At 62.2% G+C, this 16,045-nt stretch carries 14 protein-coding genes; 2 read left to right on the forward strand and 12 right to left on the reverse strand.

Annotation, left to right across the window (positions count from 1 at the left end):
- Nucleotides 1–39: 39 nt before the first annotated feature.
- The 5 genes from ACZYOF_RS02335 to ACZYOF_RS02355 form a co-directional block, all read right to left on the reverse strand.
- The gene (locus tag ACZYOF_RS02335) at nt 40–1,194 is read right to left on the reverse strand and encodes an ABC transporter substrate-binding protein (RefSeq protein ID WP_463714670.1); all 1,155 of its coding nucleotides are present in this window, start codon (nt 1,192–1,194) and stop codon (nt 40–42) included.
- Nucleotides 1,195–1,271: 77 nt separating this feature from the next.
- Nucleotides 1,272–2,477 (reverse strand): xanthine dehydrogenase family Fe-S subunit, encoded by a 1,206-nt coding sequence (locus ACZYOF_RS02340; protein ID WP_463714671.1) that lies wholly within the window; start codon nt 2,475–2,477, stop codon nt 1,272–1,274.
- Nucleotides 2,474–3,310, reverse strand: coding sequence for an FAD binding domain-containing protein (locus tag ACZYOF_RS02345; RefSeq protein WP_130576623.1), 837 nt, complete (start codon nt 3,308–3,310; stop codon nt 2,474–2,476). The genes ACZYOF_RS02340 and ACZYOF_RS02345 overlap by 4 nt, the downstream gene beginning before the upstream one ends.
- Nucleotides 3,307–5,598 (reverse strand): xanthine dehydrogenase family protein molybdopterin-binding subunit, encoded by a 2,292-nt coding sequence (locus ACZYOF_RS02350; protein ID WP_463714726.1) that lies wholly within the window; start codon nt 5,596–5,598, stop codon nt 3,307–3,309. Before ACZYOF_RS02350 ends, ACZYOF_RS02345 begins: the two co-directional genes overlap by 4 nt.
- Nucleotides 5,599–5,726: 128 nt before the next feature.
- Nucleotides 5,727–7,004 (reverse strand): amidohydrolase/deacetylase family metallohydrolase, encoded by a 1,278-nt coding sequence (locus ACZYOF_RS02355; protein ID WP_463714672.1) that lies wholly within the window; start codon nt 7,002–7,004, stop codon nt 5,727–5,729.
- Nucleotides 7,005–7,341: 337 nt separating this feature from the next.
- Here ACZYOF_RS02355 and ACZYOF_RS02360 point away from each other — a divergent pair, with 337 nt between their 5' ends.
- Together ACZYOF_RS02360 and ACZYOF_RS02365 are read left to right on the forward strand one after the other, a co-directional pair.
- Nucleotides 7,342–7,662 carry a MarR family winged helix-turn-helix transcriptional regulator gene (locus tag ACZYOF_RS02360; protein ID WP_463714727.1) on the forward strand — a complete coding sequence of 107 codons (321 nt, stop codon included), beginning with the start codon at nt 7,342–7,344 and terminating at the stop codon, nt 7,660–7,662.
- Between the two features lie 310 nt (nt 7,663–7,972).
- Nucleotides 7,973–9,391 (forward strand): cytosine permease, encoded by a 1,419-nt coding sequence (locus ACZYOF_RS02365; protein WP_463714673.1) that lies wholly within the window; start codon nt 7,973–7,975, stop codon nt 9,389–9,391.
- Nucleotides 9,392–9,543: 152 nt separating this feature from the next.
- On the opposite strand, the gene ACZYOF_RS02370 is transcribed toward ACZYOF_RS02365, so the two are convergent.
- The 7 genes from ACZYOF_RS02370 to ACZYOF_RS02400 all read right to left on the reverse strand — a co-directional run bounded on the left by ACZYOF_RS02370 (nt 9,544) and on the right by ACZYOF_RS02400 (nt 16,045).
- Nucleotides 9,544–10,686, reverse strand: a complete 1,143-nt coding sequence (locus ACZYOF_RS02370; RefSeq protein ID WP_463714674.1) for an acyl-CoA dehydrogenase family protein — start codon at nt 10,684–10,686, stop codon at nt 9,544–9,546.
- A 33-nt stretch (nt 10,687–10,719) separates the two neighbouring features.
- Nucleotides 10,720–11,478 carry an enoyl-CoA hydratase/isomerase family protein gene (locus tag ACZYOF_RS02375; RefSeq protein WP_130576600.1) on the reverse strand — a complete coding sequence of 253 codons (759 nt, stop codon included), beginning with the start codon at nt 11,476–11,478 and terminating at the stop codon, nt 10,720–10,722.
- 20 nt (nt 11,479–11,498) lie between these two features.
- Nucleotides 11,499–12,203 (reverse strand): ABC transporter ATP-binding protein, encoded by a 705-nt coding sequence (locus ACZYOF_RS02380; protein WP_130576597.1) that lies wholly within the window; start codon nt 12,201–12,203, stop codon nt 11,499–11,501.
- Complete coding sequence (locus ACZYOF_RS02385; protein ID WP_463714675.1) at nt 12,196–12,966, reverse strand: ABC transporter ATP-binding protein; 771 nt, start codon at nt 12,964–12,966, stop codon at nt 12,196–12,198. The genes ACZYOF_RS02380 and ACZYOF_RS02385 overlap by 8 nt, the downstream gene beginning before the upstream one ends.
- Entirely contained in the window at nt 12,956–13,870 is a 915-nt protein-coding gene (locus ACZYOF_RS02390; protein ID WP_463714676.1) for a branched-chain amino acid ABC transporter permease, read from the reverse strand. The genes ACZYOF_RS02385 and ACZYOF_RS02390 overlap by 11 nt, the downstream gene beginning before the upstream one ends.
- A 20-nt stretch (nt 13,871–13,890) precedes the next feature.
- Nucleotides 13,891–14,751 (reverse strand): branched-chain amino acid ABC transporter permease, encoded by an 861-nt coding sequence (locus tag ACZYOF_RS02395; protein ID WP_130576589.1) that lies wholly within the window; start codon nt 14,749–14,751, stop codon nt 13,891–13,893.
- 115 nt (nt 14,752–14,866) lie between these two features.
- Nucleotides 14,867–16,045: an ABC transporter substrate-binding protein gene (locus ACZYOF_RS02400; RefSeq protein WP_463714677.1), complete on the reverse strand. Its 1,179-nt coding sequence runs from the start codon at nt 16,043–16,045 to the stop codon at nt 14,867–14,869.

The following is a 16,045-nucleotide window of genomic DNA, read 5'->3' on the forward strand; positions in this document are numbered from 1 at the left end:
GGGAGCGGAGCGCCGTCGTTGCTCGCTTCGATCTCATCGTCACAGCGTCTTCATGTCGACTTTGCCGTCGCTGATCTCGATCAGGTAGACGTTCGGCTGGCTCTGGCCGCTCTCCTTGCCTGCAGGTCCGGACTTGCGGAATACGATATCGCCGTTCAAACCCTTCACGTTGATGTCCCACAGCGCCGCCTTAATCGCCGCGGGCTCCGCCTTGCCCGCCTTCTCGATCGCGGCCGCCGCGGTGCGAATGCCGTCATAGCCGCGGAAGCTCTCGGTGCAGCCGGCGAAATCGAAGCCGCGCTTCTTCCATTCCGACACGAAATAGTTGGTCGCTTCCGGGTTCGGCGTCTTCTCGGGGAACCAGGGCAGGAAGGTCGTCAGGTGCATGGTACCGTTGGCGGCGGCGCCCGCCTGCGCGATGATCTGATCGGGATTCTGCGAGCCACCGGTGGTGATGATGCGCTTCTTCAGGCCCAGCGCCGCCGCCTGCTTGAAGATCAGGGTGAGCTGGTCGACCGCGGTCGTGACGATGACGGTTTCGGAGTCCGAGCCCTTGATCTTGGAGAGCTGCGCGCTCATGTCCTGCGCGCCCTGGTCCATGGTCTCGACCAAGCCGATGCCGATCCCCTTCTCCTTCATCATCTTGCTGAAATCCTCGGCGGTGCCGCGGCCCCAGTCGTTGTTGATGACGAGGAAATCGACCTTCTTCAACGCGAGCTTGTCGACGATGCCCTTGAAGGCCGCGGCTTCGACCGACGACGGCGGCGAGATGCGGAAGATGAAGGGGTTTCCGGTGGTGGTGATCTTGCTCGACGACGACGTCTCGACGACCATCGGCGTCTCATACTCGATCAGCTTCGGCATCACCGCGAGCGTCAGGCTCGAGCCCCAGGCGCCCATCAATACCGGCACCTTGTCGCTGGTGATCAGCTTCTCAGCGACGGCCGCAGCCTCGGTCGGATTGCTCTTGTTGTCCTCGATGACGAGCTCGATCTTCTTGCCGAGAATGCCGCCCTTGGCGTTGATCTCGTCGGCGGCGATCTTGGCACCGTTAACGACATAGGTGCCGGAGGCGGCAAACGCGCCGGTGAGCGGTTCGTTCACGCCGATCTTGATGGTTTGCGCCTCGGCCCCGCTGCCAAGTAAAACCGTCGCCAGCGCAATTGCCGGAACAATCCTGGAAGTCCTTATCATGTGGCTCTCCAATTCCCCTGTTGATCTCCGCGCAGTCCCAATCTCGCCGCCCCGCGATATGGGGAGACGCCGAAACATCACGCCGCTCCGTCCCGCCTGACGAAGCGACCCAACCAGCGCGCGATGCGCGCGCGCAAAACTCCCGAAACTATGGAAAATCCCTCCAGCTCCGTCGCGGTTGCCTGCTCGGGCGAGGCCCCCGACATGCGGCGATCGAGATTGGCGGCGAATTCCGCGATCAGCCGCTCGGCGAGGTCGCGCACCAGTCCCGGCCGCCCGACCTGCGCCAGCATTCCCGTCAGCGTGTATCCGATTAAGAGATCGACGCGCGTCGCCGCGCCCTCTTCGATCGGCGCCAACTGGTACCGGATTTCGCCCTGGGTCGCCGATCGGCTGCGGCGATCGTTGCCGATGCCGACGATGCGACCGGAGAGGTTCTTCGGGGCGCGTTCGATGCGGGCCGAGCCCAGGAATGTCGCAGCGATTGGACCAAGCTTGACGCGGATGGCGCCTTCGACGCGTTCGGTGCTCGGGACCGCCGTCAACGACGCGCCTGGCAGGCAGGCCGCAACAGCGGCGATGTCGTCGAACATCGCAAAGACAGCCTTTGGCGGGTATGGAAGCGTGAAGTCCCGTTCGAGCCTGTTGGCCGGCGTGAAGTCCGCTATCTCAGCCGGCGATACCGCCGCCTCGGATGCATAGACGGGTTCAGCCTGAATTGCACGCGGCGCCTGGATCGCGCCCTCTCGCCCGCTTCTTCCTGAGCCGGCCGGTCCCAAGACCTTTCGACCGCCATCCGGCTCGGGCGCGATATTGCGAGCACGCCGTGCCTCGATCACTGACTGCACGGCACGCACGATGCCGACATAACCGGTGCAGCGGCAGAGATTGCCGCTCAGGCCGATGCGAATCTGGCGCTCGTCGGCCGCGGTCAGGCGCAGGACGAGGTCGCGCGCGGAGACCAGCATACCCGGCGTGCAATAGCCGCATTGCAGGGCGTGCTCGCGGGTGAAGGCGGCGCGGAGCTCGGTCGTGATGTCGTCCTCATCGAGGCCCTCGATCGTGGTGATATCGGCACCCTCGCAAGCCACCGCATAAGTGATGCATGAGCGGGCCGGCACACCGTCGAGCAGCACTGTGCAGGCGCCGCAGACACCATGCTCGCAACCAAGATGCGTACCGGTCAAATCAAGCTTGTCGCGAACGAAGTCGGCCAGACTCGTGCGCGGCTCCGCCTCAGCCTGTACCGCACGTCGGTTGACGTTGAGCGCAATCATGTTCATGCGGCCGCCTCACGGACGGCGCGCCTGAGCACGCTCACATGGATATGTCGGTCGGCCGGATTGCCGATGCCGGCCTTGGCGAGAAGAGCGTCGGCGACGCGCACGTCAAAGCGCTCCTTGTAGTCGCCGGCGATGCGCCCGCCGAACAGTTCCGCGGCATCCGAGATCACGATCGGCGTGGTGTCGATCGCTCCCATCACCACGCGCGCCGTCGCAGCGCTCGGATCGATCATCACGGCGCCGAGCGCATGCGCGAACTCGCCGGTCTTGCGGCAGCTCTTGACGTAACCCCAATGCGCCGATGCGGGCCGCGCCGGAACATGGATGGTCTCGACGATCTCGCCGGGCCGCAAAATGGATTCAAGCGCGCCAAGGATGAAATCTTCCATCGCGACGGTACGCGCTCCTGCGAGGCTGCGCAGCGTCAGCCGCGCGCCGAAAGCCGCAAACGCCGACACCCAGTCCGCGGCCGGATCGGCATGGCTGAGCGAGCCGCCGATCGTGCCGCGATTGCGCACCGCGCGATAGGCAATGTTGGCGGCGACACCCCGCATGGCGCCACGCGTCACATCCGGCGTTCGTCCATCCTCGATGTCGGCATGCGTGATGCAGGCCCCGAGCACGAGTTCGTCGCCGCGTCGCTCGGCCTGCTTGAGCTCGGCAAGGCCGGTGATGTCGACGACCAGTTCCGGCTGGACCAGTCGCAGGTTGAGCATCGGACCTAGCGACTGCCCGCCGGCGATGATCTTCGACGCCCCGTTGGCTTCCGCCAACAGCGAAAGCGCTGCCGGCAGGTCGCGCGGACGCTCATAGCCGAAGGGCGCGGGTTTCATGCCGCCGTCCTTTCTGCATCGCGAGCGGCGAGCACAGCCTCGACAATACGGTGCGGCGTAATCGGCGACTGCATCATCTCGACGCCAAGCGGTCTCAACGCATCATTGACGGCATTGGCGATCGCGGCCGGCGGTGCGATCGCGCCGCCCTCGCCGATGCCCTTCACCCCGAACTGCGTATAGGGCGACGGCGTCTCCATGTGATCGAGGCGTGCCGCGGGCACCTCGGTCGGTCCCGGCAGGAGATAATCGGCGAGCGTCGTCGCAAGCGGCTGGCCGGATGCGTCGAACGGCATCTCCTCATAGAGCGCGGTGCCGATACCCTGCGCGAGGCCACCATAGATCTGGCCGTCCACCACCATCGGATTGACCAGCACGCCGCCATCCTCGACGACGACATAGTCGAGGATCTCGACTTCACCCAAATCGGGATCAACGGCGACGACGGCTGCATGCGCGGCGTAGCTGAAGGTACCGCTGTCGCGCTGCGGCTTGTAGCCGGAGGTGACCTCAAGTCCGCCGGGATCGACGTCGGCAGGGAGATCCTGCGGGCGGCGATACCAGGTGTAGGCGATCTCCTTCAACGTCACGCTGCCGTTGACGCCGCGGACCTCACCGCTCTGCAGCACCACCGCTGCCGGATCGTGCTGCAACAGCTTGGCACCGATGCGCCTGGCGCGCTCGCCGAGTTCGCGGCACGCGGTTGCGACTGCGCCACCCGCCATCACCATCGAACGCGAACCCCAGGTGCCCGTCGAATAAGGAGTCATCGCGGTGTCGCCGAGGATGATACGCACGTTGGCGACATCAATGCCGAGCATCTCGTGGGCGACCTGCGCGAGCGTCGTCTCCATGCCCTGCCCGTGCGAATGCACGCCGACGCGCAGTTCGAGACCACCATCCGGCGTCAGCCGCGCGGACGCCTGCTCGTGACCCGGCACCATCGGAATGCCCCAGCCGGCATAGACCGAGGTGCCATGTGCCGCCTGCTCGCAATAGATGGAAACGCCGACGCCGATCCGCCGTCCATCAGCCTCTCGCTTGCGCTGCCGGGCGCGGACCGCGTCGACATCGATCGTCGCCAAAGCTCGCCGCATCGCCTCGGGATAGTCGCCGCTGTCGAAGTGCTTCTTGGTGATGTTGTCGAACGGCATCTGCTCCGGCCGGATCAGGTTGCGCAGGCGCACTTCGCCGGGCTCGAGGCCCGCTTCCGCGGCGACCAGATCCAGCATCAGTTCCAGCGCAAAGCAGACGCCGGTGCGCGCGACGCCACGATAGGGCAGGATCGGGCACTTGTTGGTCGCAACCGAGAAAGTCCGGCAGCGATAGGCCGGCATCAGATAGGGACCGGGCAGGATGCTCGCGACCTGCGCCGCCTCGAGACAGGCCGAGAACGGATAGGAGGAATAGGCGCCGGAATCCACCGTCGCCTCGCAATCGATGCCGCGCAGCCTTCCGTCGCTGTTGGCATAGACCGTGATATTGTAGTGATGCTCCCGGCAGTTCGAGCTCGCCGTGAGATGCTCGCGGCGATCCTCGGTCCAGCGCACCGGATGGCCACAGCGCATGGTCAGCCAGGAGAGGCAGACTTCCTCGGGAAGCAGAATTCCCTTGTGGCCAAAACCGCCGCCGACATCGGGCGAGATCAGGCGGATCCTCCCCTCCTCCATACCAAGGCATTCGGCAAGGCCGCTGCGGGTGACATGCGGCATCTGGGCGGCCGAATAGAGCGTGAGCTGATCGAGCCGGTGATCGAAGGTCGCGACCACGCCGCGCCCCTCAAGCGGCGACATGCACTGCCGTGCGGTCGATATCTCGCGCGTCACCTTGATCGGCGCATCCAGCGCTGTTGAGATGTCGACCTCGTAGTTGGTTTCTAGGAAGACGTTGTCGCCCCAATGCTCGTGCACCAGCGCCGCATGGGGCTCGCGCGCCTTCAACATGTCGTAGACGGCGGGAAGCTCTTCGAGATCGAGCGTTACGGCAGCCGCGATGTCCTCGGCCTCTGCACGCGTCGGCGCCACGCACATCGCGACGAGTTCACCGACCTGGCGGACCTTGCCGCTGGCCAGCACCGGCTGTTCGGAAATCTTGAAGCCCGGCAACGCCGACACCGCGCGGATCGGCTTGACGCCGATGAGATCGGCGGCAGTGAAGACTTTTCCACGATAGCGCTCGGGCACATGGATGCCACTGATACGCGCGTGGGCCAGCGGGCTGCGCACGAACGCAACATCCTGCAGCCCGGCAAGACGAATGTCGGCCACGAACTGGCCGCGGCCGCGCATCAGCCGATCGTCCTCCTTGCGCGGCAGCCGCGCACCGACGCCCTGCCCGGCGCCTGCCCCTGGTGCGGAGGAAAAGTCACGCTCGTTGCGCACGGTGGCGTCTCCCCGATCGGACTGCTACGGCCTCCTTACGCCGCGACCGCCTGCGGCAGGATCGGCGCCACCGCGTCGTAGCGCGTGCCGGCACGCAAACAGAACGTCGGCTGCAGCAGCCGTTCGGCGATGACTTCATTCTTCTCGTTGTCGCGAAGGACGAAACGCCCGGTCTGCTCCGTGAGCACCGAGACATCGGCATCTCTGTCGACTTTGAGCGCGCCGATCTCCTCGTCGCGGCCGAGCATCTTCGCCGGATTGGAGGTGACCATCGGCACCACCTGCTCGAGCGAGAGCCCCAGCGCCATCATCGAGCTCATCGCCTGCACCAGGCTGAACTTTGCCTGGCCGGCGAACGGATGGTTTTCTTCGTCCTCGTGCTGGTCCGGCGTGCCGGCGGGCGCGGGCACATGGGTGTTGTAGCCGTGGATGTCGGCGCCAAGCGTGGTCGGGACGATGCCGGCGGCAATCGCCTTCTTCGCAAGCCGGTAGGAGAAATGACTGCCATGGCCGACATCGACCTTGAGGCCGCGATCAAGCGCTGCTTGGATCACGGGATGCACCTCGCCCTCGCGGTTGACGAAGCCGCCCGGATGGCGCGTGAACGGATGCGCGAGAATGTCTCCTTCGCGCAACAACGGGATCACACGCGTCAGGATGGTGTCGGCATCCTCACCGTTCGCGCCGCTTTCAGGCAGGCCCCAGAGCTGGCCGAAGTGGACATAGACCGGCAAATCGGCGCGGCGACCGATCTCCGCTGACATTTCGATGACGCGAATGCCCCAGCGCGCAAAGCCACCGATCTCGGCATGCGCCTTGATACCGCGAACGATGTCAGGATTGGCCCTCGCCGCCTTGACGGTGGCGTCGATGTCGACTCCGTCAGGGCTATAGAGCTGCGGATAGTAATGTCCTTCGAGCCCGCCAACGAGATAGGCCGACAGGAACGCATAGACGCGCGACTTCGAGGTCTCGGCAACAAAGTGACGAAAGCCCGGCAGCGTCATGCAGGACGGACCGCCCTGATCGACCAGCGTCGTAACGCCCGACTGCACTCCGACCATGTCGGCATTCATTCCGAACCGTCCGGTGACGTATTGATAGACATGCGCATGCGTATCGATCAGTCCCGGCAGCACCAGCTTGCCACCGACGTCGATCACTTCCCTCGCACTGGTTGGCAGGATATCCGCCTGCACCGCCGCGATCTTGCCGTTGCGAATGGCAACATCCCGGATGCCGTCGATGCCGGAGGCCGGGCAGATCACGCGGCCGCCGCGCAAAAGCAGGTCGAAGCTGGCGCTGATGGACATGAACGTTCTCCTAAAGGCTCGCCGGCGGGTTGATCCCGCTCTCGCGGAAATACGAAGCATGCTTCGTATTTTCCAAAAAGCAAGCTTCATGCCATGATCTGGTGATGGCGCGTGCACTCGAATCGGGCTACTCGCGCCACGTTCCAAGGCTGGAGACTGTGCGTTGCAGCAAGCGAAGAAGCGTCGCGGTGAGACCAGGCATCGCCCATGGCCATTGTCACAACGGCCAGGGTTCCTGATCCGGCGCCTGCATCAGATCCACGTCGCGCTGTTCCAGGAAGCGTGCGGCCAATTCGAGATAACGCCGCTGCAATACAGCCTGCTGTCGGCGCTAGCGGTGCGAGGAACCGCCGATCAGACTACATTGGCGGCCGATATCGCGCTGGATCGCACCACGACGACCGGCGCGCTGAAGCGGCTCGCTGCCCGCAATCTGGTCGAACGGGCCGTCAACAAAGACGACCGACGCGCCCGGCTCTGCCGGTTGACATCGGCCGGAACGGCCCTGCTCTCCCGGATCGAGGCATCGGCGCGGACCGCACATCGCGCCACCCTCGCCGGCTTGACAGAGAAGGAACGCAGCTTGTTCATCGAAATGATGCAACGCATCGTTGCGGGCAACGCCAATCGCGACAGCGCTGCTGCCCTTTTCGACTAGATGGAACGGGAGTCGCTGGCTGTCTTTTTGGCGCGGGCTGCACAATCTGTGACCGCACGCTCGCTATTGCGGTCCCGGCTCTGCCGACGCCCGGACTGGCATGACCAAGCGTTGCAACGACCGGCCTGCACGTCGACATAGACCGGGAGCGACACCGTCTCGACCTTGAAAAGACAGCGTCAATTCTTCGAACCACCCGTCGCATCGGCGTGCGGAGCGGCACGCTTTGCGGACGCGCCTTCCTTTCATGGCATGATTGTTGCTGCGCCCGACGATTACGAAGCGTGCTTCGTATTGAACGGGGGATGTCATGACGGATTCCGAGCTTCGCGCCGATATTCATAGCATCGAGCCTATTCCCGACGCCGACCGGGACTCCACCGGACCGCAGCAAATGTGGATCTGGGCAGGCGCCAATATCGCGCCGGTGAACTGGGCGCTCGGCGCGCTTGGCATCATCCTGAAGCTCGGCCTCATGGAAACGATCGCGGTGATCGTGATCGGCAACATCATCGGCTGCGCGATCTTTGCGTCCTTCACCGTGATGGGTCACAGGACCGGCGTCAACCAAATGGTCTTGAGCCGCTCGGCCTTCGGCGTTCGCGGCGCCTATCTGCCGAGCATCCTGATGTTCCTGATGACGCTGTGCTGGATCGGCGTGAACACCTACTTCCCCGTGAAGATCGCAGTCGCCATCCTTGGCCAGTTCGGCATTCCCGACACCTGGCTGGTCGAGATCATCATCATCACGCTGGTGATGGTGCTTCAGGTCGGGATCGGCGTGTACGGCTTCTACGCGATCCGGACCTTCGAGAAATATACGGTGCCGGCGACGGTTGCCATCATGATCCTGATGAGCGTGCTGGCGTGGTCGCGTCCGGGCGTCGTCAATTGGGGCCTCACCACCTCCCTTTCGGGCGGCGCGCATCTGGCGATGCTGACGCTGCTGATGACGGCGGTCGGCGTCGGTTGGGGCATCTCCTGGGTCACCTGGGCATCTGACTATTCGCGCTTCGTGCCGAGGAGCGTGCCGTCAAGCTCTGTGTTCTGGTACAGCTATGTCGGCATGTTCGTACCGAGCGTGTGGCTCGCCATCCTGGGCGCGACGATCGCCAGCACAACGCTGGATACCGATCCGGCCAAGATGGTCAGCGCGGTGTTCGGCGGTCCGACCAGCATCCTGGTACTGCTGATGGTGCTGCACGGACCGATTGCGACCAATATCCTCAATGTCTATTCGGCTGCGCTCGCCGCGCTCAGCGCAGGCTTCAAGCTCTCGCGCGTCGCGCTAGCGATTATCGTCGGCATCGCCGGCTATCTGGTCACGCTGTACTTCATCTTCGCGCCGTCGTTTGCGAAGGCGTTCGACAACTGGATGATCAGCCTCTTGTTGTGGATGAGCCCGTGGGCCGGCGTCGTGCTCGCCGATTTCTACATCAAGCGAAGGGGCAAGATCGACGTCGCCGAACTCTACCGCTCGCCGGAGACCAGCGCCTATGGCGACATCAATTGGAGCGGGATCATCGCCTTCTTCGCGGGTCTCGTTGCCGGCTGGTCGGTGGAAGACGGCCTCGTTAGCGCACTGCAGGGTCCGATCTCGACCGGCCTCCTCGGCGGCGCGGATTTGAGCTGGCTGTTCGGCATCGGCGTATCGGCCGCAGTATATCTGGCACTCAGCAAGCGCGCGACCGCCACCACGCCTGTTGCCGCGACCAGCGCGAGCCAGTGAAGGGATAGTGGATCGTCACCTGACGTCGCCCCCCCCAAGGCAACGTGCATGGTGGCGATCGCCGGCCTGAATTCCTTGCTTGATCGGGCTCCCGAGAACCTCAGATCTTGGCGGGTTCGAAACAACGAAAGGTTTTTGATCTTAGCCAAGCGTTACGCCATCAGCTCGCGAGCGATCACCAAACGCTGGATTTCGCTTGTGCCTTCAAGGATACGAAGGACCCGCGCTTCGCCGAGGAGCCCGGACACCTCATACTCTTCGAATGCCCCGTAGCCGCCGTGAACCTGCAGGGCGATATCGGCAACTTCACCCGCCATTTCGGTCGCAAACAACTTGGCCATGGATGTCTCGAGACGGAATGGCCGGTCTGCGTCTGCCAAGCAGGCAGCATTGCGGATCATGAGTTCGGTCGCGTGGATCTTCGTAAGCGCGTCGGCCAGCGGGAATGTCAGTCCTTGGTGATTGAATATCGGCACTCCGCCGATCTTGCGACCTGCCCCATAGGTTTTCGCGAGGTCCATCGCCTTGCGGGCGAGCCCCAGGCCTGTGGCGCCAACAAGAATGCGGCCGATGCTTAGAGTGGTAAGTATCTGCTTCAATCCGTCCCCACGATTGCCGATCATATTCGCTTTTGGCACGCGGCATTCATCGAGAAACAGCTCCACCGAATCTGCAATCCGCCAGCCAATCTTGCGCCCGGGCTTGCCGACCTTAAAGCCAGGCGTTCCAACCGGAACGACGAAGGTCGAGAGTCCCTTGGGGCCCAGCTCCGGGTCGGTGACAGCGACGAACGTCGACACTCCGTGCAGAGGCGTGCCGGCATTGGTGGAGAACACCTTCGATCCCGACAGCACAAAGGAATCGCCATCTTCCACGGCTCGTGTCTTGATGCTGGCGACGTCCGACCCGCCGCTGGGCTCGGTTACGCCGAACGAAGCGATGAAATCGCCACGGCATAGCGGCTCCAGCCACTTCTTCTTGACTTCGTCGGAACCGTAGCGCGCGATCACCGTCATCGGCGCGCTGTTGCAAAGATAGATCGCCGCGAAGCCCGGCTCTGCGCGAGCCAGCGTCTCGGCCACGATCGCCGCGCCTCGGGTGCCAAGTCCGCCGCCGGCGAAATCCGGATCGTAGGCCGTACCCATGAAGCCGAGTGAGAGAAACTCTCTGACGAGTTCGGTGGGAAACTCATGCCGGTCCACGAAAGGCTTGATCTTCGGCCGGATCGAACCTTCGGCGAACTGTTCGAGACCTTCTTTCAGCAGTCTTTCTTCTTCATTGAGGTCAAGGAGCATCGATCCAGTCCTTTCTGGTTGGGATGGCGGCCATCAGCGGTGCCGGAACTTGTCAAGAGTCGCCTGGGCGGCTCTCTCCCGACAATTGTCGAGGAAGAGGCGATTGGCTTCGAAGTCCATCGCCTCGGCATTTTCCATCAGATAGCCAGAAAAGAAGCGCTTGGTTGCCGCAACTGCCGGCCTTGGGAGCAAGGCCAGCTTTTCGGCGATACTGACAGCGGTCGAAAGCGCCTCGCCATCATCGCAACAATAATCGACGACGCCGAGTTCTCGCGCCCCTTCGGCGGTCAGCGGCTCAAGGCAGAAGCAGAGCAAACGAGCCTTGACCAACCCTACGCGAGCAACCAGCGACTTGATGCCCCAGGGAGTGAGCCATCCATGCGGCACCTCGGGCAAGCTCCACTTCGATCCGCGCCCAGCGACAACGACGTCGCAACACGTGGCGAATGTAAATCCGCCACCGATCGCGAACGCTTCAACCGCGGCAACGACGGGCTTGCTGATGAAACCGATCAGGCGGCCCAAGTCCCCGCATTCCTGCTCGAACCGCCCCATCGCCTCGAGACCGAGCGCACCGATGAACTTCAGGTCGCTGCCGGCGGAAAAGCCAGGTGGCGCACCGACGAGAACGATGGCGCCGACACTCTCATCGCGATCCAGCTCGATCAGGGCCGCCCTCACCCCGTCCACGAGTTCCTGATTCATCGAATTGCGGCGCGAAGACCTCAACAAGGTGACGACCGCAACGTCACCCCGCTTCTCCAGACCAACAACTTCCTGCTTATCGCTCATGGATCACCAGCAAATAGACGTCACGCGCCAAGATACATCTGCTTGACCTCGGGAGCCTCCGAGAGCCGTTTCGCATCACCCGACGTCACGATGTCGCCGGACTGGAGCACGTAGGCGCGATCCGCGCATCCCAGAGCCATCACCGCATTCTGCTCCGCGAGCAGGATCGCAAGGCCCTCCTTGGCCAGATTGCGGATGATCCGCCCAAGTTCTTCGATAATGATCGGCGCGAGACCCAGTGTCGGCTCATCGAGCAGCATCAACTTCGGCCGAGACATCAATCCACGTCCGATGGCGAGCATCTGCTGTTCGCCACCCGACATCGAGCCAGCTCGCTGCGTGCTGCGCTCACGCAAACGAGGGAACATGGAAAAGATGCGTTCGATATCGTCTTCGACATGGTCGCGATCGGAACGATGGTAAGCTCCCATCAACAGGTTTTCATGGACCGACATTCGCGGAAAGATCTGGCGGCCTTCCGGAACGAGCACCAGCCCGCACTTGACGCGCTCGGCTGTCGATATGGAAGCCATGTCACCGCCGTCGAAGGCGATCTTTCCGGAGTCGCTCCTCTTCAACCCGGCAAGCGTGCGCAAGGTCGTCGATTTTCCGGCGGCATTCGGCCCGATCAGCGTGACGACTTCGCCCTGCCGAAGCTCAAAAGATATTCCTCTAAGGACCTTCTGCTTGCCGTAACTGACGTTGAGATCGGTGACATCAAGCATGCTTCTTGCCCAAATAGGCCTCGATGACTGCTTCGTTGGCGAGAACGTCTGCGGTCTTGCCGGTGGCGATGACCGCGCCGTGATGAAGTGCGATCGAGCGATCCGCCAGCCGGCCCAGGAACCTAACCTTGTGATCAATGATGCAGAGCGTCACCCCGTGCGTTCTCAAATCGCGCAGGACCGCGTCGAGGTTCATGATCTCATCGTGGCCGAGACCCGAGGCCGGCTCGTCGAGCAACAGCAGCTCGGGCTCGCAAACCATTCCCATTGCGACGCCCAACATCTTCTCGCCCCCATAGGACAGAGCTCCCGCCTCTTCGTTTCGCTTATCGGCCAGCCTGCACAATTCGAGCATCTGGTCGATTTTGCGGGTCAGCGTGCCGTTCAGCTCAGCGGGCATGCCTCCGAATAGTGACCACACGCGACCGAAGCCTAATGCGCGTTTGATATGGAGGTGACATGCAATGCGCATGTGCTGGGCGACGGTCAGTTCGGGAAACAGTTGCGGATTCTGAAACGTCTTCACCAGTCCGTGCTGCGCGACTTCAAACGGCGGAAGCGCGCTGATATCCTTGCCTTTCCAGACAATGCTGCCGTCCGTCGGCACGAGAATTCCCGCGATCAGACTGAGCGTCGTGGTCTTCCCGGAGCCGTTGGGCCCGAAGATCCCGATGATTTCGCCTCGCTCGATTCCGAAGGAGACGTTCGAAACGGCTGTCAGACCGCCGAAGCGCTTGGTCAGGTTCCGGATATCAAGCAGCATTTCTTTTGCTCCCGATCAGGCCAACGATGCCCTTCGGCATGACCAGGATGACAAAGACCAGAATCGATCCGTAGAGCGCGATACGGAGCTCCGCGCTCAACTCGATGACGTGAGGAAGCGCCGTCAATACGAAGGCGCCGATCACGGGCCCGATCAGCGACCCAACCCCGCCGAGCAGAACCATCGCAATAATGTCCAGCCCGAGCGGTATCGAGAGATAGTGCGGCTCAACGAAACCTGAATAGAACCCGTAGAAGGCGCCGACCAAGCCTGCGAGCACGCTTCCGATCGCAAAGCTCAGCAGCTTGTACTTGAAAACATCGATACCCAGCGTTTCGCCTAACTGGTCGTTCAGGCGGATCGCTGCAAGGCACCGGCCGATCCACGATGAAAGGACCCCCTGGCAAACGACGTATACGACAACCAACAGTGCCAGCGTCAGGTAGTACCAGGCAACCCCGCCCGAAATCGCAACGTTGCCAATCGGCGTCCAGAGGCTCGGCTTGTCGACGACGGTGATGCCAAGTGAGCCGTTCGTCATTCCGTTCCAGTTCAGAATGATCAACCGCAGCACCTCCGAAAACGCCATCGTGACCACGGCGAAGTAGAACTCTTTCAGCTTGAACCGGAAACAAATTGTTCCAACGATCAGCGACAGGATGAGAACGACGGCGAGGGCCGGAGCTATGGCCAACCAGAAATTCCAGCCGAACGTCGTGACGAGGATCGTGACGATGTAGGCCGACACGCCGAAGGATGCCGCGTGGAACATCGACAACTGGCCGGTGAATCCGAATATCAGATTGAAGCTCACCGCCAGCGACGCAGCCATGAAGGCGTAAATCGCAATGGCAAGAACCGAATCGCTATGAGCTATGAGCGGCGCCAGCAGCGCGGCGAGCAATCCGATGGCGATGGCGTATCTCATGGCCGATCTCCAAAGAGGCCGCCCGGACGAACGAGGAGAATCGCGATCAGGAAGACGAGCCCGTAGGCGTCACGGAAGGCGGATGGAAGGAAGACGGATCCTATGTTCTCGCTGATACCGAGAATGATGCCGCCACCCAACGCTCCAATGACGCTTCCGACGCCGGCAAGGATCGCAGCTTCCACCGCCTTTAGAATGTATCCGGAGCCGATCGTCGGCTCGATGGAGTACATGCTGGCGTAGAGCCCCCCGCCAAGACCTGCGAGCGCCGTCGAGTACACGACGACGATCGTTTGCAATCGTCCGGTGTGAACCCCCATCAGCGCAGCCGCCTCGGGATTCTGCGCATAGGAGAACGCCGCACGGCCAAGCCAAGTGCGCGTCAACGCGAGATAAGTGCCGAATATCACGGCCAGGAAGACGACGCAGACAACGATTTTGATCTTGGGAAGGATAATCCCCGCGATGTTCAACGCGCCAGGCAGCACGTAAGTGAGGTCCTTCGGCGTCGTGGTGAAGGCCGCCAGCACGAGCGCCTCGAATACCGAGATCATGCCGATCGACACAAGCAAGCCATTGACGAGATTGCCGCGCGTGAATTGGAACAGCGCGCGATCCGAGACGTAGCCGACGACGCTGACGGCACAGACGGCGCCAAGCACGGCCAACGCATACGGCAAGCCGAGCACATCGTAGAAATACCACGTTGTGTAGGCGCCGAGCATCATGAAGGCGCCCAACGCGAAATTCACAATGCCGGTCAAACCGAAGGTGAGCGTCACGCCGAGCGCGATGATGCCGTAGAGCGAGCCGACGATCACGCCGTTGAGCATCTGCCCGATAATTAGCTGCGACATGGATACTGTGTCCGTTAGGAGAGCACGCCATGGCAAATGCCCCTCCCCTCATCGATGGAGGGGCTTTCCCGGACCAAGAAGACATTCCGGGAAAGCCGAAGCGCGACGATCTCAGCTATTCTTTGGTCGGATCGTATTTGACGATTTCAATCGAGCCGCCCTTGCGCACATGCACCACGTCGAACCCGAACACCGCCTCCCCGGTCTTGTCGTATCGGATCTTCCACAACCCGTCGTAAGTCATGGCCAGCAACGCAGACCGGATCTTGGAAACGTCGTCGACGGTACCTGCGCTCTGCATCGCCTGGACGAGCATGTAGACATGGTCGTAGCAGGACGATGAGCACAGAGGCGCCTGGTCGTAGGGGAATTCCCGATTGAAAGTCTTCTTGTAGCTCTCAATGAACGCCTTGACCTTTGGCTCGCTCTTTTCCGCTTCCTCGAAATACTTCGGAACGTAGGCTACGTAGTCCGCGATGGCGTCCTTGTTCTTGAGCGCGGGCCCGATCGAGCCACGAACCAGGAAAAAGCGGTTCGCGAAGCCGGATTCAGTCGCCTGCCGCACAATGTCGTAGAGCACCGCATCGGAATAACCGGGGAAGAGAATATCGGGCTTCCCGGCGGCGAGTTTCGCAAGTACCGCACTGAAGTCCTTCGTACCGGGCTCAAAGAGCTCGACCTGCAGCTCGATGCCGGCAGTCTTGAAAAGCCCCGTATAGATATCGACGGCCGTCTTACCGAAGGCATCATTCTGGAACAGCATCGCCACCTTCTTGGTGTTCAGCTTCTTCAGGTAGTCGACCATCAACTGGCCGAACCCCGCCGAACCGGCATCCCAATTCCAGGTGCGCAACAGATAGTCGTGATCCGGCTTTCCAAGCGCGGCATGGGCCGATGTGGCCCCCGAGAACAGCAGGAACTTGCCGTTGTTCTGGTTCGCGATCGGTTCAATGGCGTTGAAGATATTGGTCAGGAACGGACCGAAGACGAAGCGGACCTTGTCCTCCATCATCTTACGAAACTGAACCGTGGCCTCGCGTGGCTCGCCACGGGTATCCGCCTGGATCAATTCGAGCTTGTAGGTCTTGTCGCCGACCTTGAAGCCGCCCTTGGCGTTGATCTCCTCGACGGCGACCTTGGTGCCTTGCGCCGACATCCATCCGTAAGTGGCGGTGGCGCCCGTTAGTGCCTCGATCTGACCGATCTTGACGACATCTTGAGCGCGAACGGCCGGCGCCGCGAGCAGGCTGCACGCCATCAACCCTGTGAGCAGAAATCCTCTTGACCCGAGCAC

It is taken from the genome of Bradyrhizobium sp. LeoA1Lang (assembly GCF_055413685.1).